Source organism: Pantoea sp. EKM103V, assembly GCF_011800365.1.
GTDB lineage: Bacteria > Pseudomonadota > Gammaproteobacteria > Enterobacterales > Enterobacteriaceae > Pantoea > Pantoea anthophila.
This window is the reverse complement of the sequence record NZ_JAALFQ010000012.1, coordinates 30941-56876: the sequence shown is the minus strand read 5'-3', so window position 1 is coordinate 56876 and position 25936 is coordinate 30941. Positions and strand designations below refer to the sequence as shown.

29 protein-coding genes are annotated in these 25936 nt (G+C 56.2%); 14 read left to right on the top strand and 15 right to left on the bottom strand.

Going from position 1 to position 25936, the window contains the following annotated elements; all coding sequences use genetic code 11:
* Positions 1-39: 39 nt before the first annotated feature.
* Positions 40-942, bottom strand: a complete 903-nt coding sequence (locus tag HFD97_RS19115; protein WP_058957365.1) for a divergent polysaccharide deacetylase family protein — start codon at positions 940-942, stop codon at positions 40-42.
* Positions 943-945: 3 nt separating this feature from the next.
* The gene (envC, locus tag HFD97_RS19110; protein WP_167432376.1) at positions 946-2247 is read right to left on the bottom strand and encodes a murein hydrolase activator EnvC; all 1302 of its coding nucleotides are present in this window, start codon (positions 2245-2247) and stop codon (positions 946-948) included.
* Between the two features lie 252 nt (positions 2248-2499).
* On the opposite strand from envC, the gene HFD97_RS19105 reads away from it, so the two are divergent.
* The 5 genes from HFD97_RS19105 to cysE all read left to right on the top strand — a co-directional run bounded on the left by HFD97_RS19105 (position 2500) and on the right by cysE (position 5627).
* On the top strand, positions 2500-2931 hold the full coding sequence (locus tag HFD97_RS19105; protein WP_009088074.1) for a rhodanese-like domain-containing protein: 432 nt from the start codon (positions 2500-2502) through the stop codon (positions 2929-2931).
* 26 nt (positions 2932-2957) lie between these two features.
* Positions 2958-3212 carry a glutaredoxin 3 gene (gene grxC, locus HFD97_RS19100; RefSeq protein WP_008926942.1) on the top strand — a complete coding sequence of 85 codons (255 nt, stop codon included), beginning with the start codon at positions 2958-2960 and terminating at the stop codon, positions 3210-3212.
* A gap of 38 nt (positions 3213-3250) precedes the next feature.
* Positions 3251-3721 (top strand): protein-export chaperone SecB, encoded by a 471-nt coding sequence (gene secB / locus HFD97_RS19095; RefSeq protein WP_009088070.1) that lies wholly within the window; start codon positions 3251-3253, stop codon positions 3719-3721.
* Positions 3721-4737 (top strand): NAD(P)H-dependent glycerol-3-phosphate dehydrogenase, encoded by a 1017-nt coding sequence (gene gpsA / locus HFD97_RS19090; RefSeq protein WP_185155365.1) that lies wholly within the window; start codon positions 3721-3723, stop codon positions 4735-4737. The genes secB and gpsA overlap by 1 nt, the downstream gene beginning before the upstream one ends.
* Positions 4738-4805: 68 nt before the next feature.
* Entirely contained in the window at positions 4806-5627 is an 822-nt protein-coding gene (cysE, locus tag HFD97_RS19085; RefSeq protein ID WP_009088067.1) for a serine O-acetyltransferase, read from the top strand.
* On the opposite strand, the gene trmL is transcribed toward cysE, so the two are convergent.
* From trmL to cpxR, 3 genes are read right to left on the bottom strand one after another with little or no spacing between them, the layout of a single operon-like run.
* Entirely contained in the window at positions 5624-6097 is a 474-nt protein-coding gene (trmL, locus tag HFD97_RS19080; RefSeq protein ID WP_009088065.1) for a tRNA (uridine(34)/cytosine(34)/5-carboxymethylaminomethyluridine(34)-2'-O)-methyltransferase TrmL, read from the bottom strand. The two genes, cysE and trmL, sit on opposite strands and share 4 nt — an antisense overlap.
* 36 nt (positions 6098-6133) lie before the next feature.
* A complete protein-coding gene (gene cpxA, locus HFD97_RS19075; RefSeq protein WP_009088064.1) occupies positions 6134-7513 on the bottom strand; it encodes an envelope stress sensor histidine kinase CpxA in 1380 nt (459 codons plus the stop codon).
* Positions 7510-8208, bottom strand: coding sequence for an envelope stress response regulator transcription factor CpxR (gene cpxR, locus HFD97_RS19070; protein WP_009088062.1), 699 nt, complete (start codon positions 8206-8208; stop codon positions 7510-7512). Before cpxR ends, cpxA begins: the two co-directional genes overlap by 4 nt.
* Positions 8209-8356: 148 nt before the next feature.
* Between cpxR and cpxP the strand changes: the two genes are divergently transcribed.
* From cpxP to HFD97_RS19040, 6 genes are all read left to right on the top strand, one after another.
* The gene (gene cpxP, locus HFD97_RS19065; RefSeq protein ID WP_046100843.1) at positions 8357-8866 is read left to right on the top strand and encodes a cell-envelope stress modulator CpxP; all 510 of its coding nucleotides are present in this window, start codon (positions 8357-8359) and stop codon (positions 8864-8866) included.
* 454 nt (positions 8867-9320) lie between these two features.
* Positions 9321-9476, top strand: coding sequence for a general stress protein (locus HFD97_RS19060; RefSeq protein WP_003851267.1), 156 nt, complete (start codon positions 9321-9323; stop codon positions 9474-9476).
* Positions 9477-9717: 241 nt separating this feature from the next.
* The gene (gene fieF / locus HFD97_RS19055; RefSeq protein WP_167432375.1) at positions 9718-10620 is read left to right on the top strand and encodes a CDF family cation-efflux transporter FieF; all 903 of its coding nucleotides are present in this window, start codon (positions 9718-9720) and stop codon (positions 10618-10620) included.
* Between the two features lie 205 nt (positions 10621-10825).
* Positions 10826-11788: a 6-phosphofructokinase gene (pfkA, locus tag HFD97_RS19050; protein ID WP_009088057.1), complete on the top strand. Its 963-nt coding sequence runs from the start codon at positions 10826-10828 to the stop codon at positions 11786-11788.
* 143 nt (positions 11789-11931) lie between these two features.
* Positions 11932-12921, top strand: a complete 990-nt coding sequence (locus HFD97_RS19045; protein ID WP_167432374.1) for a sulfate ABC transporter substrate-binding protein — start codon at positions 11932-11934, stop codon at positions 12919-12921.
* 151 nt (positions 12922-13072) lie between these two features.
* Positions 13073-13846 (top strand): CDP-diacylglycerol diphosphatase, encoded by a 774-nt coding sequence (locus HFD97_RS19040; RefSeq protein ID WP_167432373.1) that lies wholly within the window; start codon positions 13073-13075, stop codon positions 13844-13846.
* Positions 13847-13872: 26 nt separating this feature from the next.
* Here the strand turns inward: HFD97_RS19040 and tpiA are convergent, their stop codons facing one another.
* Positions 13873-14640 (bottom strand): triose-phosphate isomerase, encoded by a 768-nt coding sequence (gene tpiA / locus HFD97_RS19035; RefSeq protein WP_009088051.1) that lies wholly within the window; start codon positions 14638-14640, stop codon positions 13873-13875.
* Between the two features lie 120 nt (positions 14641-14760).
* Positions 14761-15351, bottom strand: a complete 591-nt coding sequence (locus tag HFD97_RS19030) for a DUF1454 family protein (protein ID WP_009088047.1) — start codon at positions 15349-15351, stop codon at positions 14761-14763.
* 96 nt (positions 15352-15447) lie between these two features.
* Between HFD97_RS19030 and HFD97_RS19025 the strand changes: the two genes are divergently transcribed.
* Positions 15448-15882, top strand: a complete 435-nt coding sequence (locus HFD97_RS19025) for a DUF805 domain-containing protein (RefSeq protein WP_009088044.1) — start codon at positions 15448-15450, stop codon at positions 15880-15882.
* Here HFD97_RS19025 and fpr read toward each other — a convergent pair.
* The gene (fpr, locus tag HFD97_RS19020; protein ID WP_009088043.1) at positions 15873-16619 is read right to left on the bottom strand and encodes a ferredoxin--NADP(+) reductase; all 747 of its coding nucleotides are present in this window, start codon (positions 16617-16619) and stop codon (positions 15873-15875) included. The two genes, HFD97_RS19025 and fpr, sit on opposite strands and share 10 nt — an antisense overlap.
* Positions 16620-16892: 273 nt before the next feature.
* Here fpr and emrD point away from each other — a divergent pair, with 273 nt between their 5' ends.
* The gene (gene emrD, locus HFD97_RS19015; protein ID WP_280117075.1) at positions 16893-18086 is read left to right on the top strand and encodes a multidrug efflux MFS transporter EmrD; all 1194 of its coding nucleotides are present in this window, start codon (positions 16893-16895) and stop codon (positions 18084-18086) included.
* On the opposite strand, the gene glpX is transcribed toward emrD, so the two are convergent.
* The 3 genes from glpX to HFD97_RS19000 form a co-directional block, all read right to left on the bottom strand.
* Positions 18076-19086, bottom strand: coding sequence for a class II fructose-bisphosphatase (gene glpX, locus HFD97_RS19010; protein WP_009088038.1), 1011 nt, complete (start codon positions 19084-19086; stop codon positions 18076-18078). The genes emrD and glpX overlap by 11 nt on opposite strands.
* Before the next feature lie 96 nt (positions 19087-19182).
* The gene (gene glpK / locus HFD97_RS19005; RefSeq protein WP_009088036.1) at positions 19183-20694 is read right to left on the bottom strand and encodes a glycerol kinase GlpK; all 1512 of its coding nucleotides are present in this window, start codon (positions 20692-20694) and stop codon (positions 19183-19185) included.
* A gap of 30 nt (positions 20695-20724) precedes the next feature.
* Positions 20725-21579 carry an MIP/aquaporin family protein gene (locus tag HFD97_RS19000; RefSeq protein WP_009088034.1) on the bottom strand — a complete coding sequence of 285 codons (855 nt, stop codon included), beginning with the start codon at positions 21577-21579 and terminating at the stop codon, positions 20725-20727.
* A gap of 405 nt (positions 21580-21984) precedes the next feature.
* Here HFD97_RS19000 and zapB point away from each other — a divergent pair, with 405 nt between their 5' ends.
* Positions 21985-22224, top strand: coding sequence for a cell division protein ZapB (gene zapB / locus HFD97_RS18995; RefSeq protein ID WP_003851242.1), 240 nt, complete (start codon positions 21985-21987; stop codon positions 22222-22224).
* Between the two features lie 71 nt (positions 22225-22295).
* Here zapB and rraA read toward each other — a convergent pair whose 3' ends face one another.
* The 4 genes from rraA to ftsN form a co-directional block, all read right to left on the bottom strand.
* On the bottom strand, positions 22296-22781 hold the full coding sequence (gene rraA / locus HFD97_RS18990) for a ribonuclease E activity regulator RraA (protein WP_009088032.1): 486 nt from the start codon (positions 22779-22781) through the stop codon (positions 22296-22298).
* Positions 22782-22939: 158 nt separating this feature from the next.
* Complete coding sequence (gene hslU / locus HFD97_RS18985; protein ID WP_046100836.1) at positions 22940-24277, bottom strand: HslU--HslV peptidase ATPase subunit; 1338 nt, start codon at positions 24275-24277, stop codon at positions 22940-22942.
* 10 nt (positions 24278-24287) lie between these two features.
* The gene (gene hslV / locus HFD97_RS18980; protein WP_009088029.1) at positions 24288-24818 is read right to left on the bottom strand and encodes an ATP-dependent protease subunit HslV; all 531 of its coding nucleotides are present in this window, start codon (positions 24816-24818) and stop codon (positions 24288-24290) included.
* Positions 24819-24906: 88 nt separating this feature from the next.
* Positions 24907-25896 carry a cell division protein FtsN gene (gene ftsN, locus HFD97_RS18975; protein ID WP_167432372.1) on the bottom strand — a complete coding sequence of 330 codons (990 nt, stop codon included), beginning with the start codon at positions 25894-25896 and terminating at the stop codon, positions 24907-24909.
* Positions 25897-25936: the final 40 nt, after the last annotated feature.

The window sequence follows — 25936 nt, the reverse complement described above, 5'->3', positions numbered from 1 at the left end:
ATTGAACTTTAAGCTTAGCACTTAGCATTCATGGCAAATTCAGAACAGACTTTTCAGGGTGCTAAACAGCGGGCTGTGACTCACGCTTTCGCCTACCACCGTTAACGCCCGGGTCGCCGGAACCGGCGCCAGCGGCTGTTTCACTTTACACAGTTCTGCTGGCTGGAAGCGCGGTTTCGCCGGTTTCACCGGAACCGCTGGCGTCCGTGAGCCGCTGTGGCGTGTTTCGTTCAGCAACTGGCTGGGGCGAACCAGCGTAATGTCTGCGGGCAGCGAGGGCAGCATCTGCTGCAGCACCCGAACGGTGTTGGGGTGGGGATGACCGATAGCAATGGCATACCCGTCGCGCTGTGCCAGCTTCACCGCCCGGCTGAACTGCTGGCGGATAGCATTAATATCCTGACTGTCATCCAGGAACACCCGGCGTTTCAGAACTTTGACCTGGGTGCCCTGCGCGGCAGGAATCGCCTGGCTGTTGGCGATGGTCATGCTATCCAAGAAGTAGAGGTTATAGTGATTCAGCGCCTGCATCACCTTCTGCATACCGGAAAGGCTCGAGGTCATCCTGCTGCCCATGTGGTTGTTCAGGCCGACTGCGTAAGGCACGTTGCTGACCGCATTGCGCATAATGCGGGTGATCTCTTCGCTGCTCATCTCCGGGGTCAGCGTATCTTTTTCCAGTGGCTGTTTGCTGAGTGGCGCCATCGGCAGATGGATCAATACTTCGTGTCCACCCTGATGGGCTCTGGTGGCCATCTCCCGTGCATGGGGTGCGTTGGGCAGAACAGCCACTGAAATCGCCTGCGGCATCTGCAGAACTTTGTTCTCTTCGGCAGGCCGGTAGCCCACATCATCGATAACAATAGCCAGCTTGCCTGCCTGCGCCGCGAAGCTGAACAGCAGCGCGCTGAATAAAACGGAGATTTTTCGACGTTGCAGCAAAACTTATTTTCCTAACCACGGGAGTGGATTGACAGCCTGTCCCTGACGTCGGATTTCAAAATAGAGCGACGGGGTACCGCGCCCCCCGCTGGTGCCCACCAGGGCGATAGGCTGTCCTGCCTTCACCTGTGTCCCCACGCTCACCAGTGCACTCTGGTTGTAGCCATAGAGGCTCATGTCGCCTTTACCATGCTCCAGCACCACGACCAGACCGTAGCCCTGCAACCAGTCGGCCATCAGGACCCGCCCGTCGGCAATGGCTTTCACCTCGGTGCCTTCCCGCGCATCAATCACCAGGCCTTTCCAGCGCAGTTCACCCTGCAGCTGTTCACCAAAGCGATGTTCGATGCGTCCGCGCACCGGCCACAACGCCTGCCCGCTAGCGCGACCGAGTCCTCCGGTACGGGCAACCAGTTCGCGTTCGCTCTGGGTCGGCTGATAGCTGGAGCCTTTGGCTTTGGCCTGCGCCTGGCGCTGACGCACTTTTTCTGCCTCACGGGCTTCGCGCGCCGCGCGCTCACGCGCTTCCCGTTCTGCCCGGGCGATCTTATCCTGCAGACGGCTTTCGTTCTGACGCATCTCGACCAGATCGGCCTGATCTTTTTCCAGCGCGCTTTCCAGCGACGTAAGGGTTTTCCTGCGCGCGTCGCTCGCCTGCTGCAGCTTCTGCTGCTGGCCCTGCTGCTGGGCTAATAGTGCTTTCTGCTGCTGTTGCTTCTGCTCCAGCGTAGCGCGTTGCTGATCCAGGTCCTGACGCGTCTGTTGCAGTGAGGCGATACTTTTCTGGCGTGCCGCGTTCAGATAGCCAAAATAGGCCAGAATACGCTCGCTGCGCTGGCTCTCTTCTCCGCCCATCAACAGCTGTATACCGTTATGCTGGCCCTGACGAAATGCGGCATCAAGCTGTTGCGACAGCAGGCTTTCCTGCTGGCTTTGCTGCTTTTCAAGCCGGGCGATGGAGGTGGTGAGCTGTTTAATATCGTTATTCAGGGCGGTGAGGCTGTTGCGGGTTTCGCGCAACTGACGGCTCGCCTGGGCGATGATTTTTTCCTGACTCTGCAACTGATCCAGTAATTTGCTGCGCTGCACTTTCTGCGCCTTAACGCTTTTCTCTTTTTCAGCAATGTTCTGCTGAATAGATTGCAGCTGAGATTTACTGTCTTCCGCACTCTGTGCCACAGCTGGCAACAACAGTGCTCCCGCGCAAAGCAGGCTGAGGGAGAGGATGGACAACGGTGTGAACAACGGCCGATTTTCGCCGCTGGAACGGGTCCTTGTGTGCAAAACGGTAGTTTTTCCCTTCATAGGCCAATGATTATTCCACGATGAATCGCCGCTTACCAGTGCTCCCCACCGGCATTTGCTTTACCAGTTATGTCCGCTTTCACAATGAGATGGATTAAGCCTTACGCCATTTTTGCTATTCAGCCACTTTTTTTGGAAAATGGCGCACAAATCGATACTCTCGCCGCATAGCATCTGTACATGCGAAGTGGCGCAGGTATACTCAGAACCCTTGTTTTAGCTTATTAGCCCGGTCTGGAGTCGTTACCCCTCATGCAAGAAATTATGCAGTTTGCAAGCAATCACCCCATCCTGAGTCTCGCATGGGTCGTTTTACTCATTCTGGTGATTGTGACTACCGTTAAAGGAATGTTCTCTAAGGTAAAAACGATCAGCCGCGGTGAAGCGACCCGCCTGATTAACAAAGAGGACGCGGTGGTTGTCGACGTGCGTTCGCGCGACGATTTTCGCAGAGGGCATATTTCAGGTGCGCTGAATGTGGCAGCCGCTGAGATTAAAAAAGGCAACGCAGACGAACTGGAAAAGCACAAAGCGCAGCCCATAATTGTGGTATGTGCAACCGGACAAAGCGCGGCTGATTCCGCTGCACATCTGAGTGCTGCTGGTTTCCCGCAGGTCTTTGTTCTGAAAGATGGCATCAGCGGCTGGAGCGGCGAAAATCTGCCGTTAGTTCGCGGTAAATAACCTGTAACCTGACAGAGGTGCGTAGCATGGCAAATGTTGAAATGTACACCAAGGCCACCTGTCCTTACTGCCATCGGGCGAAAGCGCTGTTAACGCAAAAAGGCGTGTCGTTCCAGGAGATCCCCATTGATGGAGACATGGCGAAACGCGAAGAGATGATCAAGCGTAGTGGCCGCACCACCGTGCCTCAGATTTTTATTGATGCGCAGCACATTGGCGGCTGCGATGACTTATTCGCACTCGATAATCGCGAAGGGTTAGATCCCTTACTGCAGGCGTAAGTTTACGCCGGACAATCTCATACATAGGATTTGGTCACATGTCAGAACATAACACGAACGAAATGCAATTCCAGATTCAGCGCGTCTTCACAAAAGATATCTCTTTTGAAGCGCCTAATGCCCCGCAGGTTTTCCAGAAAGAGTGGGAACCGGACGTTAAACTGGATCTGGATACTGCATCTTCTCAGCTGGCTGACGATGTTTACGAAGTGGTACTTCGTGTGACTGTAACCGCCAACGTGGGTGAAGAGACCGCTTTCCTGTGTGAAGTTCAGCAGGCCGGTATCTTCACCATCAGCGGTATCGAAGGAACGCAGATGGCACATTGCCTGGGCGCTTACTGCCCGAACATCCTGTTCCCGTATGCCCGTGAATGCATTACCAGCCTGGTATCACGTGGCACCTTCCCGCAGCTGAACCTGGCACCGGTCAACTTTGATGCACTGTTCATGAACTATCTGCAGCAGCAGCAGGGTGAAGAAGGTGCTCAACAACATCAGGATGCCTGATGACCACTCACGCTTCGATTAGCGTCATCGGTGCCGGCTCCTACGGCACCGCTCTGGCGATTACGCTGGCCCGTAATGGCCATCCGGTACTGTTGTGGGGACATAACCCGGCGCATCTGGCGCAGCTTCAGACCGACCGCTGCAACACGGCTTTCCTTCCTGACGTTCCGTTTCCCGATAACCTCTCTCCTGAACCCGACCTGCAAAAAGCCATTGCAGCCAGCCGCGACATATTGATCGTGGTGCCGAGCCATGTCTTTGGCGACGTACTGCAACAGATAAAGCCTCATCTGCGGTCTGACTCGCGGATTGTCTGGGCGACCAAAGGGCTGGAAAAAGAGACCGGGCGCCTGCTGCAGGATGTGGCGCGTGAGATTCTGGGCGAGTCCATCCCGCTGGCCGTGATCTCCGGGCCGACCTTCGCCAAAGAGCTGGCCGCAGGCTTACCGACGGCTATCGCGCTGGCCGCCACGGATGCGCAGTTTGCTGACGATCTGCAGCTGAAGCTGCACTGCGGTAAAAGTTTCCGCGTTTATAACAACCCCGATTTTGTCGGTGTCCAGCTGGGCGGCGCGGTGAAAAACGTGATTGCTATCGGAGCCGGGATCTCTGACGGTATCGGATTTGGCGCCAACGCGCGAACCGCACTGATCACCCGCGGTCTGGCTGAGATGAGCCGGCTCGGTGCTGCACTGGGTGCCGATCCCACCACCTTTATGGGGATGGCGGGCCTGGGCGATCTGGTCCTGACCTGCACGGACAATCAGTCGCGCAACCGTCGGTTTGGCATGATGCTGGGCCAGGGCGAAGATGTAGATAGCGCACAACGCATTATCGGACAAGTTGTAGAGGGCTACAGAAACACGAAAGAAGTCAAAGCGTTGGCTTCGAGATTGGGTGTGGAAATGCCGATTACCGAGCAGATTTATCAGGTGCTGTATTGCGAAAAACCGGCGAGAGATGCAGCATTGAGCCTGCTGGGACGAACAAGGAAGGACGAAAACAGCACTGGCTAACGCAGGACGCGTAGCATCATCACCTGCAGCGCCCATTCAGGCGCTTTTTTTATCGGGAGAAAGCAGCAATGTCGTCTGATGAGTTAGAACTGGTCTGGAATAATATCAAAGCAGAAGCGCGAGCCCTGGCTGATTGTGAGCCGATGCTGGCCAGCTTCTTTCACGCGACATTGCTTAAGCATGAAAATCTCGGTAGCGCACTGAGTTATATGCTGGCTAACAAACTGGCAAACCCGATTATGCCCGCCATCGCCATCCGTGAAATCGTTGAAGAAGCCTACCGTGAAGATCCGTCGATGATACTGTCAGCGGCTTACGATATTCAGGCGGTGCGTCAGCGCGACCCGGCAGTCGATAAATACTCTACGCCGCTGCTCTACCTTAAAGGGTTTCACGCCCTGCAGGCGTACCGCATCGGCCACTGGTTGTGGAATGAGGGCCGTCGTGCGCTGGCGGTTTATCTGCAGAATGAAATCTCCGTCTCGTTTGCAGTCGACATCCACCCCGCTGCCAGCATCGGTCACGGTATCATGCTCGACCACGCCACAGGCATCGTGATTGGTGAAACCGCCGTGGTTGAGAATGATGTCTCTATCCTGCAGTCGGTGACGCTGGGCGGTACCGGTAAAACCAGCGGCGACCGCCATCCTAAAATCCGTGAAGGGGTCATGATTGGAGCCGGTGCGAAAGTGCTCGGCAACATTGAAGTGGGCCGGGGGGCAAAAATCGGTGCCGGTTCAGTGGTGTTGCAGCCTGTGCCGCCGCACACCACGGCAGCAGGCGTACCCGCCCGTATCGTCGGCAAGCCAGGCAGCGACAAGCCATCAATGGATATGGATCAGCACTTCAACGGCAGCCTGGCGGGTTTTCAGTTCGGCGACGGCATCTAATCCTTAATCAGCGCGCCGGCATAATCCAGCTGGCGCCACGCTTCATACACCACTACCGAAACGGCGTTTGACAGATTCATGCTGCGGCTTTCTGCCCGCATCGGGATGCGAATTTTCTGCTGCGCGGGTAACGCCGCCAGGATCTCAGCCGGCAGCCCACGGCTCTCCGGTCCGAACAGCAGATAATCGCCCGCCTGATACGTCACAGCACTGTGTGCAGGCGTGCCTTTGGTCGTCAGCGCAAACAGACGCTCTGGTGCCTCTGAGGCGAGAAACGCCGCATAATCCGCATGGAATCTGATGGCCGTAAACTCATGGTAATCCAGCCCGGCGCGGCGTAAGCGCTTGTCATCCCAGGCGAAGCCAAGCGGCTGGATCAGGTGAAGCTGAAAGCCACTGTTGGCGCACAGGCGGATGATATTGCCGGTATTCGGCGGAATTTCTGGTTCAAACAAGACAATGTTAAGCATTAAGGCCCCCGATGACAGGGGCCGAAGCATAACAAATTATTGACGACCGGAGGAGTAGAGCGGTAACCAGAGGGTCAGTCTCAGACCGCCCAGTGGGCTGTCATCGGCTTTCACCCAGCCGCGATGCTGCTGCACGGCCGTGTCGACAATGGCCAGGCCCAGCCCGGTGCCGCCCGATTCGCGATCGCGCGCTTCATCGGTCCGGTAGAAGGGACGGAAAATCTGTTCCCGATCTTCCGGGCTTACGCCAGGACCATCATCATCGACGTGAACCGTGATACCGGAAATATCGACGGAGAAGCTGACGCTGATGTGAGTGTGTGAATAGCGCAGCGCATTGCGCACGATATTTTCGAGCGCACTCTCCAGAGCGTGCGGATTGCCATAGAGCGGCCACGGGCCCGGAGGATAGGGGATATCCATCTTCTTGCCCATCTGCTCAGCTTCGAAACGGGCATCTTCCAGCACCCCATTCCACAACTGATTGGCCTTCATCGCTTCGCTGACCAGTGCATTCTTGTGCTGTGTGCGCGAGAGCACCAGCAGATCGTTGATCATGCCATCAAGGCGTTGCGCCTCCATCTCAATGCGTCCCAGCTCTTTACTTTCACCCTGGCGACGACGCAGCAGCGCGGTTGCCAGTTGCAGGCGGGTCAGCGGGGTACGAAGTTCATGACTGATGTCCGATAGCAGGCGCTGCTGACCGGTCATCATCCGCTCCAGCGCACTCACCATCTGGTTGAAGCTCGACCCGGCGGCCAGGAACTCCTGCGGGCCTGACTCCAGTTCCGGATGCTGGCGCAGGTTTCCGCTCGCCACCTCATCGGCGGCATATTTCAGCTTACGCGCCGGGCGCGCCAGGCTCCAGGCCAGCCACAGCAGCAGCGGGGAGCTGATCAGCATCGTCACGATAAGCAGCAGTAACGGGCGGTCAAACAGCAGATTGACAAAATCGAGCTGGGAGCTGTTGGCGGGACGGATCATGTAAAGCTGGTAGTTGTCTTCGCCATCCTGCACGGAGAAAGGCCCGACCAGCTCCACCCGACCATATTTCTTTTTCTGCGGATGATCGGCATTGTCAGACTGGCCGATAAAGTTACGGATCACCTGCATTTCGTTATGTTGCGCGCCGATCACCCGACCTTCGCTGGTGACTAACAGCAGTCGCTGACCCGGCGGTGCCCATTTTTCGACGGCACGAAACAGACGACGCCACCACATCAGATCGTTAGGGGGATCCTGTGACAGCTCGGCTTCGACGTGCTGCTCAATCATGATGCCCTGCCGCTGTTCACTTTCCAGCAGCGAGGTCATCTGACGTGAATCGAGTTTAGGTACCATGAGCACCAGCATCAGCACCAGCGCCAGGGTTAACCAGAAGATAGCGAAGATGCGGGTGGTCAGACTGCCAATCATGATGCCGAAACCATCAGATAGCCGCGGCCACGTAACGTTTTAAACCAGGGATGGCCATCACGACGCTCAGGCAGCTTGCGACGCAGATTGGAGATATGCATATCAATGGCGCGGTCAAACGGCGTCAGACGCTTGCCCAGTACTTCCTGACTCAGGTGTTCGCGTGAGACCACCTGGCCCAGATGCTGCGCCAGCAGATAGAGCAGGGTAAATTCCGTGCCGGTCAGATCCAGCGTTACATCATCAAAGCTGGCCTCCTGACGACCTGGATTGAGACGCAGGCAGTCCACTTCCAGCGTCGGTGAGCTGTTATCGTGTTGCTGTTGCTGTTCACTCCAGTTCGAACGCCGCAGAATCGCGCGGATACGGGCCACCAGTTCACGATCGTTAAACGGCTTAGGCAGATAGTCATCTGCGCCCAGTTCGAGGCCCAGCACGCGATCCAGCTCGCTGCCGCGCGCGGTCAGCATGATGACGGGAGTCTGATGTTGCTGTCGCAGTTCTTTCAGGGTGTCGATACCGTTTTTCTTCGGCATCATGACATCCAGTAAAAGCAGATCAATAGAGTTGTCGAGCAGGTTCAGCGCTTGTTCACCATCGCTGGCCACTACCACTTCAAACCCTTCCATTTCTAACAGTTCTTTCAAAAGCGAAGTTAATTCGCGGTCGTCATCTACCAACAGGATTTTATTCATTTTTGTAGCCCTCCGCAGGCAAAATACCGTGTTCCTGGCGCACCTATCCATCGCTTTACGTAGTTTTACACCCCCTGACGGATGTTTGCAGCTGTCGCCGTACACTGGCTCTCGTTGAATCGCAAAACGGAACGAACTGGAGTACACGATGCGCAAATTAACCGCCGTCGTCCTTGCCTCAGCGATGACCCTGAGTATCGCCAGTGCAGGTGCTAAAGATGCGACGACGATTGACGAGATGCATCATGGCGGATTTCCGACAGGCAGTATGACGCAAAATCCGCAAAGCCACATGTTCGATGGCATTGAGCTGACGGAAGAGCAACGTCAGCAGATGCGTGACCTGATGCAACAGGCCCGACATGATCGCCCGGTGGTTCATATTGACGATATCGCAGCACTTCATGAGTTAGTGACTGCAGACCAGTTTAACGAAGCGGCCATCCGCAACAGAGCGGAAATTATCGCCAGAGTTCAGGTTGAACAGCAGGTTGAGATGGCACGCGTACAGAATCAGATGTTTCAGCTGTTAACGCCGGCCCAGCAGGCCACGTTACAGAAGAACTACCAGCGGCGGCTGAACGAGCTGCGCCAGTTTTCGAATTTGCAGTCGGCCTCATCGCTGCAGGCAGTGAGTAGTACCAGCAGTAACCAGTAACATAGTATCCCTGTTTTCCTTGCCATAGACACATCCCTGTCTTCCCCCGCCATGATGGCGGGGGTTTTTTTTATCTTTTTTTCACTTTTTCTGTTTTGACCCGAATCATCACCGCACAACAAAACCCCGGTTTTGTTACCGCTGTTGGCCCTTTACCGTCTTTTAGTTGCTGAAAGATGAACTGACCGGGGTTCTGGTTACGTTTAAGCGCACCGGCAGGGCAAAACAGGGAAAAAATATTTTAACCCGTTGAAAAGAGTATGTTTATTCGTCTGTTCGGAAAAATAAATACTATTTTTCAGTGAGATAGGGATTTTACCGTTGTGCTTGCTGGCGCCCTGGCTTTATCTACACTTAATCCTGTCACTGCAGGGAAGTGAAGTGATTTCGCGAAGTCTCAGGGAGCAACAACCACATTATGTAATCCCGAATGAATCTATTAACGGAGTAAATTATGGCAGAGCATCGTGGTGGTTCAGGTAATTTCGCAGATAATCCGCAAAAGGCCTCTGAAGCCGGTAAAAAAGGCGGCCAGAACAGCGGCGGCGGAAACTTTAAAAACGATCGTGAAAAAGCATCAGAAGCCGGTAAGAAAGGCGGCAAAAAGTAACAGCTGCAACGTTTCCTGAACAGACCTGAACCTGAGGGTCTGGCACTGATGTAACTGATGTGTATGACACGCTGCCCCGTCCTTTTTCAAAGGGCGGGGCTTGTTTTTATCGGTTGCCCCCGCCGTAAAGAACCTCTCTCCGTTGCGCCTCCTTAAGCATTGCCCGACTCAGGGTGTTAAACTTCAGCCTTTCTTCCATCTGAATACGCCTCATCTGATGATGGGGTGCAGGGGATCCGGCATGCAACCCTCTTATGGCCGACTGGTAAAGCGTGCTGCGCTGGCCGCTACCCTTCTCGCGTCAGTGCTGTTGATCGTGAAAATCTTTGTTTGGTGGTACACCGGTTCGGTGAGTCTGCTCGCTTCGCTGGTGGACTCGCTGGTTGATATTGCCGCGTCACTCACGAATCTGCTGGTGGTGCGTTATGCGCTGCAGCCCGCCGATGAAGACCATACGTTCGGGCATGGTAAAGCGGAATCGCTGGCGGCACTGGCTCAGAGCATGTTTATTTCAGGCTCGGCGCTGTTTCTGTTCCTGACCGGCCTGCAACATCTGGCGTCGCCGGATGTTCTGCGGGCTCCCGGTGTCGGGATTGTGGTAACGGTTGTCGCGCTGAGTTCAACCCTGTTACTGGTGGCCTTTCAGCGCTGGGTGGTGCGGAAAACCCGCAGTCAGGCCATTCGGGCTGACATGCTGCACTATCAGTCCGATGTCATTATGAATGGCGCGATTCTGATCGCGCTGGTGCTGAGCAGCTATGGTTTTGCAAGAGCAGATGCCCTGTTCGCGCTGGGAATCGGCATTTTTATTCTCTACAGCGCGTTGCGTATGGGCTACGACGCAGTGCAGTCCCTGCTGGATCGCGCATTGCCGGAAGAAGAGCGTCAGCAGATTCTGACGCTGGCGACGAACTGGCCGCAGGTGCAGGGGGTACACGATCTGCGTACCCGCCAGTCCGGCCCGACAAAATTTATTCAGCTGCATCTGGAGCTTGAAGACCAGCTGCCCCTGGTGCAGGCGCACCGTGTGGCCGATCAGGTTGAGAGGGCGTTACGCGACGCATTTCCCGGGTCAGACGTAATTATCCATCAGGACCCCTGTTCTGTGGTACCGTTCGAGAAGGAGGATTCTCCAGGTTTTTAACCTAAACGAATCAATTTGATACGTAAGGGACGACGTAACGCTAACATTGCTGCAAAAAATAGTGAAAAGTTGTCTGACCTGAATCAATTCAGCAGCAAGCCTTTGATATACTATCTGCCATCACATGTCGCGCTGGCCTTTAATGATGTTCAGCAGCGATCGACAGGCAGGATTAACCCTTCGTTTTAAAAATCCAGAGGTTGTCATGATCAAAAAAATTGGTGTATTAACCAGCGGCGGTGACGCCCCAGGCATGAACGCAGCTATTCGTGGAGTCGTGCGTTCCGCGCTGAGTGAAGGACTGGAAGTTTTTGGGATCTATGATGGCTATCTGGGATTGTACGAAGACCGCATGATCAATCTCGATCGCTACAGCGTCTCCGACATGATCAACCGCGGCGGCACCTTCCTGGGCTCTGCGCGTTTTCCTGAATTCCGTAATGAAGATATTCGCCAGGTGGCCATCGAGAACATGAAAAAGCGCGGCATTGACGCGCTGGTGGTGATCGGCGGCGATGGCTCCTACATGGGGGCGAAACGTCTGACCGAAATGGGCTTCCCCTGCATCGGCTTACCGGGCACCATCGACAACGACGTTGCCGGAACGGATTACACCATCGGTTACTTTACGGCGCTGGAAACCGTGGTGGAGGCCATTGACCGCCTGCGTGATACCTCTTCGTCGCATCAGCGTATCTCCATCGTTGAAGTGATGGGCCGCTACTGCGGCGATCTGACGCTGGCGGCGGCCATTGCGGGTGGCTGTGAGTTCATCGTGCTGCCGGAATTTCCTTATACCCGTGAAGAGCTGGTCGCGGAAATCAAAGCGGGCATCGCCAAAGGGAAAAAGCACGCTATCGTGGCGATTACCGAACATATCTGCGATATCGACGATCTGGCGCGCTTTATTGAAACAGAAACCAAACGCGAAACCCGTTCCACCGTGCTGGGCCATATTCAGCGTGGTGGCGCGCCCTGTGCCTATGACCGTATTCTGGCGTCACGCATGGGCGCTTACTCCATTGAGCTGCTGATGCAGGGCTACGGCGGTCGCTGTGTTGGTATTCAGAATGAGAAGATGGTGCATCACGACATCATCGACGCGATTGAAAACATGAAGCGTCCGTTTAAGCGCGACTGGCTCGACACCGCGAAAAAACTCTACTAATCCCTCTGCGGGGTGTGCGTTACCGCACGCCCCTGCATCGCCAGCCTATATTCCCCACAGTTATAACCACTTATTTTTAATTCTTTAAGCTCTGTATTGGTTTATGTCACGCTACGCCCATAACGACATTGGGAGAGTGCGTAATGAACAAGTGGAGTATCGGCGTTACCCTGTTGCTGGCCTCAACCAGCGTTCTGGCAAAAGACATTCAGCTGCTTAACGTGTCCTACGATCCAACACGTGAGCTTTACGAACAGTACAACAAAGCGTTCAGTGCGCACTACAAACAGGAAACCGGCGATAACGTCGTGGTGCGTCAGTCCCATGGCGGCTCCGGCAAGCAGGCAACCTCCGTAATTAACGGCATCCGGGCAGATGTGGTGACGCTGGCGCTGCAATCCGATGTCGATGCCATTGCAGAACGCGGGCGTATTGATAAAAACTGGCTTCAGCGTCTGCCGGACAACTCCGCTCCTTACACCTCAACCATTGTCTTCCTGGTACGCAAAGGCAATCCCAAAGGCATTCATGACTGGAGCGACCTGATCAAACCGGGTGTCTCTGTCATCACCCCTAACCCGAAAACCTCCGGTGGGGCACGCTGGAACTATCTGGCGGCCTGGGGCTGGGCGCTGGATCACAACAATGGCGATCAGGCTAAAGCGCTGGCTTACGTCAGAGAGCTGTTTAAAAACGTTGAGGTGCAGGATTCCGGTGCGCGTGGCGCGACCAACACCTTCGTTGAGCGCGGCATTGGTGACGTCCTCATCGCCTGGGAAAACGAAGCCTATCTGGCGGTGAACAAGCTGGGCAAAGATAAGTTCGAGATTGTGACGCCGAGTGAATCTATTCTGGCTGAGCCGACCGTGTCGGTAGTCGATAAAGTGGTGGACGAAAAGGGTACGCGTAAGGTTGCGGACGCCTATCTGAAATACCTCTACTCGCCGGAAGGCCAGACGATTGCCGCGCAGAACTACTACCGTCCGCGTGATGCTGAGATTGCGAAGAAATTTTCCAGCACCTTTGCGCCCGTGAAACTGTTCACCATTCAGGACAAGTTTGGTGGCTGGACACAGGCTCAGAAAGCCCACTTCGCCGACGGCGGCAGCTATGACCAGGTCATGAAACCGTAAGGCATGGCGGTCAGCGCATCTCTGCGCTGACCGCTTAACGCGACACCTCTCTCTTCTCCACCCCTGCTGCGCTATCAGCCAGAATTCCCCGTGACATTCTTTTCCCGCCAGGCGAGGATGCAGGCTGCGAAGCCACTCAGGAAGCGTTGTTATGCCGATACACCGTCATGCAGCCCGCGGGATGGCGATCCTGCTGGTGCTGGTCATTGCGGGGATGCTGGCGGCCGCACTGCATTTTAAAAAGAACAGTGATGCGCTGTGGCAGATCGTCAGCGAGAAATGTGTGCCCCACCAGCAGAGCAGTGGCAACCCGGCGCCCTGTCAGCGTGTCGATCGGCCACATCGTTATGCCATGCTGAAAGATATCCATGGGCCATTGCAGTTTCTGCTGATTCCGCTCGACAGGATCACGGGCATAGAAAGCCCGCGCTTACTTCAGCCCGCCACACCCAACTATTTTGCCTTTGCCTGGCATGAACGCTATCTGCTCGCGCAGCGGCATGGCTCGCCGATTGACGACCGGGTTCTGTCGCTGGCTATTAATTCAGAGTATGGCCGCACCCAGAACCAGCTTCATATTCATCTCTCCTGCCTGCGCCCCGATGTGCGTCGGCAACTCGATACGCTGACGCCGCAGCTTAACGGCCAGTGGCAGCGCAGCACGCTGCGTCAGCATCACTACTGGCTGCGTGCCCTGACGCCAGCCGAACTGGCGCAGCAGAGTGCCTTTATCCGTCTGGCCAGTGAGCGGCCACAGGCGCGCACAGAGATGGGGAAATATGGACTGGCGCTGGCGCAGTTAAGCGACGGGCGACTGGTGCTGATGGCGATAGAGCGAAACTGGCTGCTGCTGAATAGCGGGTCGGCGGAGGAGGTGCAGGATCATAGCTGCCAGCTGATTGCGCCCATAAAAAAGGCGGCTTAAGCCGCCTTTAATCTGTGTATCAACGCTTAGGCGCTTTTTGCTGCCGCCGCCGCTTTCACGATGACCGCAAACGCGTCAGCTTTCAGTGACGCACCGCCAACCAGCGCACCATCGATGTCAGGCTGGGTGAACAGCTCTGCCGCATTTTTGTCGTTAACGGAGCCGCCGTACTGAATGATGACCTGCTCCGCGACTGCCGCATCTTTCTTCGCGATGTGGTCACGGATGAATTTGTGCACAGCCTGAGCCTGCGCAGGGGTCGCCGATTTACCGGTACCGATAGCCCAGACGGGCTCATAGGCGATGACCGCACCGTTGAACGCTTCAGCGCCCTGGGTTTCCAGCACGGCATCCAGCTGACGAGCGCAGACTTCTTCGGTTTTACCCGCTTCGTTTTCTGCTTCGGTTTCACCGATGCAGAGCACGGGAACCAGACCCACTGACTTCAGCACCGCGAATTTCTTTGCGATGAACTCGTCGCTCTCTTTGTGGTAAGTACGACGCTCTGAGTGGCCGATAATGATATATTTCGCGCCGATATCTTTCAGCATCTCTGCGGAAACTTCACCGGTGAAGGCACCAGACAGGTTAACGTCTGCGTTCTGTGCACCCAGTGCAATGTGACTACCGGAGAGGGCGTGTTTTGCCTGCTCGAGATAGAGTGCCGGCGGTGCAATGGCAACGCCACAACCGTCAACGCCAGACAGTTCCTTGCGCAGACCGGCGATCAGTTCAGCTGTGATCTGCTTGCTGCCATTCAACTTCCAGTTACCCATAACCAGTGGATGTCGCATTCTATCCTCCGCATAACGCGATACATGAAAAATCGCTGCCAGCCGGCAGCGTTGTCTGCCAGACAGTATAGAGATCAAATGTTGCGATGGCTTTGCTTTTCGTCATTTTCGGCCACATCATCAGGGGCTGGCGAGCGCCAGTTTGACCGGCTCAATCGCAAAGGTCAGCCCCTTATCACCGCTGTCAGAGACGACAAATCGCAGCGCGCCGTCGACCTGCGCATAGTAGGGTGAATCCTTGCCGGCATTCAGCAACGCCTCCAGCTTTTTACGCCCCTCTTCGGCACTTAATCCCGGCACAAAGAAGCGCAGCAGGGCGGTCATGTAGGCTAGCGCCTTTTGCTGCGAGGCGCTCTGATCCGGGCCAGGTAACGGCAGCCAGGTAATCTGCAACGTTTTGATTTTGCCGGTGCCGGGCTCCAGCGCCGTAGAGGCGTAGAGCGTCTCATTGATTTTGCTGGCAGCCCGCGTCAGGTTGCTTTTGTCACCGCGATTATCAATAGCGCGATACTCCGGCAGGATGAGCGCGGCATTGGCCAGATTATACTTTTCGCGAAACTGGCCGATAGTCATATCAAAGGTGGGCGCACCCGCCAGCAGATAGGGGGCGGGAGGCAACGCATCGGTCCGCTCCTGCGGTGGCGGATCGGCGGCAAAGACCGGAACCGTCAGCGCAAACGATAACAGCAGTGCGCCAGGCAAATTCTTCATTTTGTCGATCCTGTCCCGTAAACTCAGGCGCAAATTAAAACGGTTTTTATCCGCGAGGTCAAAAGCGCGGCAGCTCTCTTTTCCGGATGATAAAGCATGACGTTACAACAATGGTGTTTTTCCTGGCGCGGCCGGCTGGGACGACGTGATTTCTGGATCTGGCAGGCGGTCTGGCTGCTGACAACGACACTGCTCTTCGTGCTGGCGGCTAATGACTGGCTCGATACCCAGATGGCGGCCTTTGGCGTGGTCTGCCTGCTGTGGCCTGCCAGCGCGGTGATCGTCAAACGGCTGCACGATCGCGATCGTCCCGGCTACTGGGGGTTGCTGGTGATCGTGGCCTGGCTGCTGGTGGTGGGGAACTGGAGCATGCTGGCGGGCATCCTGCCCTGGCTGCTGGGACGCGCCATTCCCTTTGTTTTACTGGCGGGCCTGCTGCTCGACCTCGGCGTTTTTCGCGGCTCCCCCGGCGCTAACCGGTTTGGCCCGGCGACTCAGCCGGTGCGATACCGCTCAACGGCTCACCAGTAATGTTCGCTGGTGATATGTCCCGGCTTACGCTTAAGGTGTTTGCGCATCTCACGTGTCTCTTTCAGGAGTTGCTGAGTATCACGCACCATCTGCGGGTTACCGCACAGCATCACATGGCTGCTCTCTGCATCCAGTGTCAGACCGGTGGCCCGCTCCAGCTCGCCATTCTCAATCAGCGCAGGCACCCGGCCAGTCAGCGAACCGGCAATCTCTTCGCGACTTACCACCGTCTGAATCTGTAGCTGGCCCTGATAACGCTGCTGCAGCTGCTGCATCAGCGGTAAAAAACTCAGGTCGGCCGCATAACGCGCGGCATGCACCAGCACGATATTTTCAAAGCGTTCCAGTCCTTCGCCCTGCTGCAGCATCGACAGGTAAGGACCAATAGCGGTGCCGGTCGCCAGCATCCACAGCGTCCTGCACGGCGGAACCTCATCCAGCACAAAGAAGCCCGCGGCTTCTTTAGTGACCATCACCTGATCGCCTGGCTGAAGGGCCTGCAGATGTGGGCTGAGCTTGCCCTCTGGCACCGTAACCAGATAGAACTCCAGCAGATCATCTTTCGGCGCGTTGACGTAGGAGTAAGCGCGCTGTACGCGTTCCCCCTCAATTTCCAGCGCCAGTTTGGCAAATTGCCCGGCGATAAAGGGATCGACCGGTGCCGTCACCCGCAGACTGAACAGCGCATCCGTCCAGTTTTTGACTTCCTTAACTTCAGCATTGACCCACTCAGCCATACTCACTCCCTGGTTGTTGATGATTCAGGCAGGTCACTATTTTCGCGGCTGCCCGGCGCGATTGCCAGCCTGCGCCCTCGCAAAGGCTCGAATCGACAAACTGTTGCATTCCCTTTACAGGCTGGTGCATAAACTTGACAGGCGCAAGCCAGGACCTTTTCGCCTGCCTCTCGCTTTGTCACCTAATCCTGATATTTTGCCCGCCATAATAAGATGTCCGGCGGGTGAACCGCTGTTTTAACCTCCTTTCACAGAAAGATATTTTGTATAACCATGATGACGAAACTGGAAAATCGCCCGCTGCTGGTGATGCTCATTGTGCTGGTGGCCGTGGGTCAGATGGCGCAGACCATTTATGTTCCGGCTATGGCGGTAATGGCCGATGCGCTGAACGTGCGGGATGGCGCGCTGCAACGCGTGATGGCGGCCTATCTGATGACCTATGGCGGATCGCAACTGATCTACGGCCCGCTGTCGGACAGCGTGGGGCGGCGCCCGGTGATCCTGGCAGGCATGCTGATCTTTATGATCGGGGCGGTGACCGCGCTGATGGCGACCTCGCTGGATATGCTGGTGCTTGGCAGCGCCGTACAGGGGCTGGGAACCGGCGTGGCTGGCGTGATGGCCCGCACCATGCCGCGCGATCTCTATGAGGGTCACGCGCTGCGCCGTGCTAACAGCCTGCTGAATATGGGCATTCTGGTCAGCCCGCTGCTGGCCCCGGTGATTGGCGCGCTGCTGACCCAGCTCTTTGGCTGGCATGCCTGCTTTGCCTTCCTGCTGCTGCTCTGCCTGACGGTCACCGGCGCGATGGCGCGCTGGCTGCCGGAGACCCGGCCGCAGAGTGCGGAAGTGACGCCCTTCTTTAAACGCTATGTCCGTCTGCTCAGCGACGCGAATTTCGTCCGCTACATCGTGCTGCTGATTGGTGCGCTCGCCGGAATTGCGGTATTTGAGTCGAGCTGCGGTGTATTACTGGGCGGCGTGCTGGGCCTGCACAGCCTGACTGTCAGTATCCTGTTTATTCTGCCGATTCCGGCGGCCTTCTTTGGCGCCTGGTTTGCCGGACGCGAGCAGGGCTCCTGGCATAGCCTGATGTGGTGGGGCGTGAACAGCTGCCTGCTGGCGGGCATTCTGATGTGGATCCCGGCGTGGTTCGGCGTGATGAATATCTGGACCCTGCTGGTGCCGGCCGCGCTCTTCTTTTTTGGTGCCGGTATGCTCTTTCCGCTGGCAACCTCTGGCGCTATGGAGCCTTATGCCTGGCTGGCGGGTAGCGCGGGCGCGCTGATTGGCGGGCTGATGAACCTGGGCTCGGGTCTGGTCGCGTGGCTGTCAGCGATGATGCCGCAGCGCGACCAGTTCAGCCTGGGGATGCTGATGTTCTTCACGGCGCTGGTGATGCTGCTCTGCTGGTTGCCGCTCTCACGTCAGCCGGAGCGCGGCAACCAGGCGATTACAGGATAAACGGATGAAGCGCCGGATCCTTGCGGTCAAGATAGTGAATCGACTGGATACGGCGGATGGTGCGTGATTTACCGCGAATCAGCAGGGTTTCGCTGGTGGCGATATTGCCCTGACGCGTAATGCCTTTCAGCAGCTCGCCACTGGTAATGCCGGTGGCGGCAAAGACCACGTTGTCGTTGCGCGCCATCTCACTCAGCGTCAGCTTTTTCCCTGCCTCAATCCCCATCTCTGCACAGCGCTGCAGCTCCTGCTCGCCGAGCAGACGGTTTTCCGCGCTGTCGCCCTTAACGTGATGACGCGCCAGCAGTCGGCCCTGCATATCGCCGTCCAGCGCCCGGATGACGGCCGCAGAGACCACGCCTTCCGGCGCACCGCCGATGCCATACATCACATCCACTTCGCTGTCCGGCATGCAGGTCAGAATGGAGGCGGCCACGTCGCCATCCGGGAAGGTGAAGACCCGCACACCCAGCTGCTGCAGCTGATCAATCACCGCGTCATGGCGGGGTTTTGCCAGAATCGACACGGTTAACTGCGACAGCGGCTTGTTCATCGCGATAGCGATATTACGCAGGTTGGTTTCCAGCGGCAGGTCGAGATCGATTGCCCCGTGGGCGGCCGGCCCCACAATCAGCTTCTCCATGTACATATCGGGTGCATGGAGAAAACTGCCCTTGTCGCCCACGGCCATGACGGCCAGCGCGTTAGCCTGACCCAGCGCCGTCATGCGGGTGCCTTCAATCGGATCGACCGCAATATCGACCGCGTCGCCGCGACCGGTGCCGACTTTTTCACCGATATAGAGCATCGGGGCTTCGTCGATTTCGCCTTCGCCGATCACAATCTGGCCGTCGATCTCAATGGAGTTGAGGACGTGACGCATGGCATGGACAGCCGCGCCATCGGCCGCATTTTTGTCGCCGCGCCCTAACCAGTGATAGCCCGCCAGAGCGGCAGCTTCGGTTACGCGGGAAAATTCAATGGCAAGTTCTCGTTTCATGGTCTCTGCCTGACAAAAAACAGACAGGCAGTGTAACACAGCGGGAGAGTGGGGCGGGGAAAAGGCCCGCGACGCAGACGGTCGCGGGCCCCGGTATTACTCTTCTTCTTCCCACGCCTGCGCGCGGGCGACGGCTTTTTTCCAGCCGGCATAGCGGAAGTTACGTTCGGTGGTTTCCAGGCTTGGGCGGAACTCACGCTCAATCACCGATTTTGCACGGACTTCATCCAGATCCTGCCAGAAGCCGACAGCCAGACCCGCCAGATACGCTGAACCCAGCGCCGTGACTTCACGCACTTCCGGACGCTCAACACGGGTGCCGAGGATGTCAGACTGGAACTGCATCAGGAAGTTGTTGGCCACCGCGCCCCCATCCACACGCAGCGCCTGCAGACGGGTGTTCGCATCGTTCTGCATCGCTTCCAGAACGTCGCGGGTCTGATAAGCGATCGACTCCAGCGTGGCACGGATGATGTGGTTAGCGTTCGCACCGCGCGTCAGACCGAAGATCGCGCCACGGGCATACGGGTCCCAGTAAGGTGCGCCCAGACCGGTGAATGCCGGCACCATGTAGACGCCGTTGGTATCTTTCACTTTCATCGCAAAGTATTCAGAGTCAGCGGCATCGCTGATCAGCTTCATCTCATCGCGCAGCCACTGAATCGAGGCACCCCCGATGAACACCGCGCCTTCCAGCGCATAGTTCACTTCACCACGCGGGCCACAGGCGATGGTGGTCAGCAGGCCATGCGTTGAGGTTACCGCTTCAGTACCGGTGTTCATCAGCATAAAGCAGCCGGTGCCGTAGGTATTTTTCGCCATGCCAGGCTGGACGCAGAGCTGGCCATAGAGCGCCGCCTGCTGGTCACCGGCAATACCGGCGATAGGAATACGCGTGCCGCCTTTACCGCCGATGTTGGTCTGACCATAGACTTCAGACGACGATTTCACTTCCGGCAGCATTTCACGCGGGATATCCAGAATATCCAGCAGGCGCTGATCCCACTCCAGCTTGTGAATGTTGAACATCATGGTACGGGAGGCGTTGGTGTAATCGGTGATATGTACGCGGCCCTGGGTCATTTTCCAGACCAGCCAGGTATCAACGGTGCCGAACAGCAGCTCGCCACGTTTCGCACGCTCACGCGCGCCTTCAACGTTATCGAGGATCCACTTCACTTTGGTGCCGGAGAAGTAGGGGTTAATCACCAGACCGGTGGTGTGCTGGATATACTCTTCCAGTCCCTCTTTCTTCAGTTTGTTACAGTAGTCTGCGGTGCGGGGATCCTGCCAGACGATGGCGTTATAGACCGGCTTACCGGTCTCTTTGTCCCAGACGATAGCGGTTTCGCGCTGATTGGTGATACCGATAGCGGCAATTTCATCGGAGCGAATATCGGCGTGTGCCAGCACTTCAACCAGCGTGGAGCTTTGAGAGGCCCAGATATCCATCGGATCATGCTCAACCCATCCCGCTTTCGGGTAGATCTGGGTAAATTCACGCTGCGAGACGGCGACGATGTTGGCGTCATGATCGAGGATCACGGCGCGTGAACTGGTTGTGCCCTGATCGAGCGCGACAATGTATTTTTTATCTGTGGTAGTCATAAATTCAGTCCTGATGATAAAAGGTGAAACTTACGCTTTACGCTGCTGAGCGCGTGCAACCGGTTTGTCTGCAGGAACACTGGCAGGTTCCTTCGCGGTGCCTGGCAGATAGCGGCCAATCAGTGCGCGATAACCTACGGCACCCAGGCAGGCACCGACCAGCGGACCAAAAATCGGTACGAGGAAGTAAGGGATGTCACGACCGCCGGTGAAGGCAACGTTACCCCAGCCTGCCAGCCATGCGAAAATCTTCGGTCCGAAATCACGTGCCGGGTTCAGGGCAAAGCCGGTCAGCGGACCCATTGCGCCACCAATTACCGCGACCAGCAGGCCGATCAGCAGGGGTGCCAGTGGGCCGCGTGGGATGCCGTTACCGTCATCCGTCAGACCCATGATGACCGCCATCAGTACCGCCGTGATGACCATCTCAACCAGGAATGCCTGACCGACACCGATGTGCGGGTTAGGATAGGTTGAGAAGATGCCCGCCAGGTCGAGACTCTCAACCGTGCCGCGCACCATCTGATGGCTCTGCTCATAGTCAATAAAGAGGCTGTAGTAGAGGCCATAGACTAGCGCTGCGGCACAAAAGGCGCCGGCAACCTGTGAGATGATGTAAGGCAGAACTTTACGTCCTTCAAAATTAGCAAACAGGCAGAGCGCCACGGTAATGGCCGGGTTCAGGTGCGCACCCGAAATGCCTGCGGTGAGGTAGGCGGCCATGGAAACGCCCAGCCCCCAGATGATGCAGATTTCCCACTGACCGAATGCGGCACCGGCGAGTTTCAGTGCGGCCACACAGCCCGCGCCGAAGAAAATAATCAAGCCTGTCCCCAGAAATTCGGCAATACACTGACCTTTGAGCGTGTTAGTTGTCTGACTCATAATAGTGGTTCCTGAAGCGAGGTTAAATTTTATCAGTTTTTGTTCTCATTCCATGAGTCGCCCAGCTTTATTGTAGGGTTGGTGTGAATTTATCGTTAACGAACATAAACGAGAAATAGCGAAATCATTTTTTGTGTACTGCGTCATAAAAATGCGCGTTTTCGCGTATTCCGGCTTTCTTTCGCCCTTAAATGCGCCGGATAGCGGGCGTGGCGGAGGGATCTCTGTGTGCCGTTGATCGGAGCGCAGCATAAATTCAGGCATAGACTGAAAAGTGTTACAGACTACGCCCGCCGCGCCCGCGTTGCTGGACTTGCGGGGTGAGGGTACATACAATCGGGACAACGTTGCTGGCTAGCGCTGGCATCATCAACGCCTTGCAGGAATTTAGGAGAGGTCAGAAAGATGTCATTTGAAGTGTTTGAGAAACTGGAAGCGAAAGTACAGCAGGCGATTGATACCATCACCCTGTTGCAGATGGAAATCGAAGAGCTGAAAGAGCAGAACAACTCACTGCGTAACGATGCGCAACAAGTCGCGGGCAACCACGATGCGCTGATGCGTGAAAATCAGCACCTGAAAGAAGAGCAGCACGTCTGGCAGGAACGTCTGCGCGCACTGCTGGGAAAAATGGAAGAGGTTTGAAGCCTCAGCTGATGTGAAAAACGGGTGCTCAGGCACCCGTTTTCATGTCTGCTCCCGGTTGCTGTCGGACCTTATTCGAGGTCCAGCGCATCCTCTGACAGAATGATACCGGTGTTGTCGGCATAGAGATGGTCACCGGAAAAGAAGGTCACACCGCCGAAATTGACGCGCACATCGCTTTCACCAATCCCTTCACCCGCCGCGCCGGCCGGGATGGCGGCAATCGCCTGAATGCCAATTTCCAGCTCTTCCAGCTCGTCAACCTGACGTACTGACCCGTAGATGACCAGGCCTTCCCACTCGTTAGTGGCTGCCAGACGTGCCAGCTGCGCATCCACCAGCGCCCGACGTACGGAACCGCCGCCATCAATCACCAGCACCCGACCGCGGCCATTTTCTTCCAGCAGGTCGTAGAGTAAGCCGTTGTCTTCAAAGCATTTCACTGTGGTAATCTGACCACCGAATGAAGTGCGCCCACCAAAGTTTGAAAAAAGCGGTTCAACAACATTCACTTCTTCATGGTAGATATCGCAGAGTTCAGATGTATCGTATTTCATAAGGGTTTCGTCTGTTTGCCACAGGAATGCTAAGTATATCGCTATATGCAGATTGTTGGCAAAATCATCACCCTGAAAAAAGCATCGTTCGATCAAGAACATGCATAAAAAAGCCCAGCCGGTTCGGCTGGGCTTCTGAAAAGTGCGACATCCGTGAATCAGAGAATGAAGCGGCTCAGGTCTTCGTCAGCCACCAGTTCATCCAGATGTTTACCCACATAATCAGCATCGATGGTGACCGATTCACCGTGACGATCGCTGGCGTCATAGGAGATATCCTCCATCAGACGTTCCAGTACGGTATGCAGACGACGCGCACCGATGTTTTCGGTGGTTTCGTTAACCTGCCATGCGGCCTCAGCGATCCGGCGGATACCATCCTCGGTGAACTCAATATTCACGCCTTCGGTATTCATCAGCGCTTTGTACTGTACGGTCACTGACGCGTTAGGCTCTGTCAGAATGCGCTCGAAATCATTCACGGTCAGCGCCTGCAGTTCAACGCGGATAGGCAGACGACCCTGCAGTTCCGGGATTAAATCGGACGGGCTGGCAACCTGGAACGCGCCCGAAGCGATAAACAGAATGTGGTCCGTTTTCACCATACCGTGCTTGGTTGAGACCGTGCAGCCTTCCACCAGCGGCAGCAGGTCGCGCTGAACGCCTTCGCGTGACACATCCGGACCGCCAGCATTCTGGCCGCCGCGCTTACAGATTTTGTCGATCTCATCGATAAACACGATACCGTGCTGCTCGACGGCATCGATGGCGTCCTGTTTAAGCTCTTCCGGATTCACCAGTTTTGCCGCTTCTTCTTCGATCAGCAGCTTCATCGCTTCTTTGATCTTCAGCTTGCGGGCTTTCTGCTTCTGGCCGCCAAGGTTCTGGAACATCGACTGCAGCTGGCTGGTCATCTCTTCCATTCCCGGAGGCGCCATGATTTCGACGCCCGGGCCGCTGGCGGCCAGGTCGATCTCGATCTCTTTGTCATCCAGCTGGCCTTCGCGCAGTTTTTTACGGAACGACTGGCGCGCCGCAGATGGTTCCGCGCTCTGCTCTGACTGGCCCCAGTTGTTTTTGGCTGGTGGAATCAGAACATCCAGGATGCGCTCTTCCGCCATCTCTTCTGCACGGTATTTGTTCTTTTCAATCGCCTGGCTGCGCACCATCTTAATGGCGGAGTCGGTCAGGTCGCGAATGATCGAATCGACTTCCTTACCGACATAACCCACTTCGGTAAATTTGGTCGCCTCGACCTTGATAAAGGGCGCATTGGCCAGTTTAGCCAGACGACGGGCGATCTCCGTTTTACCGACACCGGTCGGTCCGATCATCAGGATGTTTTTCGGGGTCACTTCATGGCGCAGCTCTTCATCCAGCTGCATGCGACGCCAGCGGTTGCGCAGTGCAATAGCCACGGCGCGCTTGGCGCTGTCCTGGCCGATAATAAAGCGGTTCAGTTCGCTGACGATTTCGCGTGGAGTCATCTCAGACATAGTTATACCTTTACGCCCTGGAGGTTAATTCTTCGAAATTAACGTTATGGTTAGTGTAGATGCAGATATCGCCTGCGATGTTCAGCGACTTCTCAACGATGTCGCGCGCGCCCATGTCGGTATTCTCCAGCAGCGCACGTGCCGCGGCCTGGGCGAAAGGTCCGCCGGAGCCGATGGCAATCAGATCGTTTTCAGGCTGAATTACATCACCATTACCGCTGATGATCAGTGAGGCGGACTCATCCGCGACCGCCAGCAGGGCTTCAAGCCGACGCAGCATACGGTCAGTACGCCAGTCTTTAGCCAGTTCCACCGCGGCTTTCACCAGGTGGCCCTGATGCATTTCCAGTTTACGTTCGAAAAGTTCAAACAGGGTGAAGGCGTCTGCGGTGCCGCCAGCAAATCCGGCAATCACCTTATCGTTGTATAAACGACGCACTTTTTTAACGTTGCCTTTCATCACGGTATTGCCGAGCGTAGCCTGGCCATCACCGCCAATCACTACCTGGCCGTTGCGTCGTACACTTACTATTGTTGTCACGGGCAGACCCCTTGTTGCAGTCGGAAAAGGACTCCGCGCACGGGGCGCGGAGTATCATGCAACAGATATGGGGCGGGTTTGACGGGTTTCAACCCCCGATTGAGAGGGGAATGCAGCCGGAGTGGCCGGAACTGCGCAGACGCTTCAGTGTGCTGTCCGCAGAGGCGCGATCTTTATACGGACCAATCACCACGCGATTCCAGCCGCCACCGGTCGTAATGCGGCTTTCAAATCCTTCAAAGGCTAAACCGGCACGCACTGACTCTGCCTGGTCGGTGCCTTTGAATGACCCGCACTGCACCATCCAGCGCTGCGAAGAGGCTTTCTCCGCCGGTTTCGCTTTTGCGGTCTCCTGCGGTTTTGACTGCACCTCGGGTTCCCGCGTAACTGGCGCAGGCTGCGTCTGGCGCTGAACATTTTGCTGCTGCTGCTGCTGCTGCTGCTGACGCTGTTGTTGCTGCTGCAACTGCTGCTGGCGCTGTTGCTGCTGTTGAGCCTGCAACTGCTGACGTTGCTGCTGCAGCTGTTGTTGCTGAACCTGCTGCTGCTGACGTTGCTGCTGTTGCTGGAATTGCTGCTGCTGGCGTTGCAGCTGCTGTAACTGCTGCTGATGCTGCAGCGTCTGCTGACGTTGCGCCGGTGTCTGTTCGTTCCACGGCACTTCGTTCAGCTGCGTTGGCTGCTGGCGCATATCCGCCTGCATCTGCTCCAGCAGCTGACGCTGCTCGTCAGTCAGCTGCGTCTGCGACTTCACCTCGCCACCCGAAGAGGGTTCGATAGGGGTCGGCACGGTAACCTGACGGTTCTCCAGCTCTTTAATATATTTCCAGCGCTCTTCGGGCTTCGGCGGTAAGCCATTGCCGTTGGCTTTATGATCCGTAATGACCGGCACGTCCTCTTTCTTGTGATGCGCCAGGAACCATAAACCACCGGCAAAGGTCACCAGCACGGCGACCGCCAGTACAATCATCAGTTTGGATGTTCCCGAACCGCCTTTGCTCTTCTTGCCGCGGCTGGGGCTTTTTTTGCGACGCGTCCCTGTTGAACGCCCGCGGCCTACGTAATCTTTTTGTGCCACTCTCGTTCTTATACCCTTCAAAAATAGTGCCAGATGGGCG

Bases quoted from the DNA above. Each gene is read 5' to 3' on its own strand.
- envC (WP_167432376.1), bottom strand. From the start codon at position 2,247: ATGAAGGGAAAAACTACCGTTTTGCACACAAGGACCCGTTCCAGCGGC.
- HFD97_RS19105 (WP_009088074.1), top strand. From the start codon at position 2,500: ATGCAAGAAATTATGCAGTTTGCAAGCAATCACCCCATCCTGAGTCTC.
- grxC (WP_008926942.1), top strand. From the start codon at position 2,958: ATGGCAAATGTTGAAATGTACACCAAGGCCACCTGTCCTTACTGCCAT.
- secB (WP_009088070.1), top strand. From the start codon at position 3,251: ATGTCAGAACATAACACGAACGAAATGCAATTCCAGATTCAGCGCGTC.
- gpsA (WP_185155365.1), top strand. From the start codon at position 3,721: ATGACCACTCACGCTTCGATTAGCGTCATCGGTGCCGGCTCCTACGGC.
- cysE (WP_009088067.1), top strand. From the start codon at position 4,806: ATGTCGTCTGATGAGTTAGAACTGGTCTGGAATAATATCAAAGCAGAA.
- trmL (WP_009088065.1), bottom strand. From the start codon at position 6,097: ATGCTTAACATTGTCTTGTTTGAACCAGAAATTCCGCCGAATACCGGC.
- cpxA (WP_009088064.1), bottom strand. From the start codon at position 7,513: ATGATTGGCAGTCTGACCACCCGCATCTTCGCTATCTTCTGGTTAACC.
- cpxR (WP_009088062.1), bottom strand. From the start codon at position 8,208: ATGAATAAAATCCTGTTGGTAGATGACGACCGCGAATTAACTTCGCTT.
- cpxP (WP_046100843.1), top strand. From the start codon at position 8,357: ATGCGCAAATTAACCGCCGTCGTCCTTGCCTCAGCGATGACCCTGAGT.
- HFD97_RS19060 (WP_003851267.1), top strand. From the start codon at position 9,321: ATGGCAGAGCATCGTGGTGGTTCAGGTAATTTCGCAGATAATCCGCAA.
- fieF (WP_167432375.1), top strand. From the start codon at position 9,718: ATGCAACCCTCTTATGGCCGACTGGTAAAGCGTGCTGCGCTGGCCGCT.
- pfkA (WP_009088057.1), top strand. From the start codon at position 10,826: ATGATCAAAAAAATTGGTGTATTAACCAGCGGCGGTGACGCCCCAGGC.
- HFD97_RS19045 (WP_167432374.1), top strand. From the start codon at position 11,932: ATGAACAAGTGGAGTATCGGCGTTACCCTGTTGCTGGCCTCAACCAGC.
- HFD97_RS19040 (WP_167432373.1), top strand. From the start codon at position 13,073: ATGCCGATACACCGTCATGCAGCCCGCGGGATGGCGATCCTGCTGGTG.
- tpiA (WP_009088051.1), bottom strand. From the start codon at position 14,640: ATGCGACATCCACTGGTTATGGGTAACTGGAAGTTGAATGGCAGCAAG.
- HFD97_RS19030 (WP_009088047.1), bottom strand. From the start codon at position 15,351: ATGAAGAATTTGCCTGGCGCACTGCTGTTATCGTTTGCGCTGACGGTT.
- HFD97_RS19025 (WP_009088044.1), top strand. From the start codon at position 15,448: ATGACGTTACAACAATGGTGTTTTTCCTGGCGCGGCCGGCTGGGACGA.
- fpr (WP_009088043.1), bottom strand. From the start codon at position 16,619: ATGGCTGAGTGGGTCAATGCTGAAGTTAAGGAAGTCAAAAACTGGACG.
- emrD (WP_280117075.1), top strand. From the start codon at position 16,893: ATGATGACGAAACTGGAAAATCGCCCGCTGCTGGTGATGCTCATTGTG.
- glpX (WP_009088038.1), bottom strand. From the start codon at position 19,086: ATGAAACGAGAACTTGCCATTGAATTTTCCCGCGTAACCGAAGCTGCC.
- glpK (WP_009088036.1), bottom strand. From the start codon at position 20,694: ATGACTACCACAGATAAAAAATACATTGTCGCGCTCGATCAGGGCACA.
- HFD97_RS19000 (WP_009088034.1), bottom strand. From the start codon at position 21,579: ATGAGTCAGACAACTAACACGCTCAAAGGTCAGTGTATTGCCGAATTT.
- zapB (WP_003851242.1), top strand. From the start codon at position 21,985: ATGTCATTTGAAGTGTTTGAGAAACTGGAAGCGAAAGTACAGCAGGCG.
- rraA (WP_009088032.1), bottom strand. From the start codon at position 22,781: ATGAAATACGATACATCTGAACTCTGCGATATCTACCATGAAGAAGTG.
- hslU (WP_046100836.1), bottom strand. From the start codon at position 24,277: ATGTCTGAGATGACTCCACGCGAAATCGTCAGCGAACTGAACCGCTTT.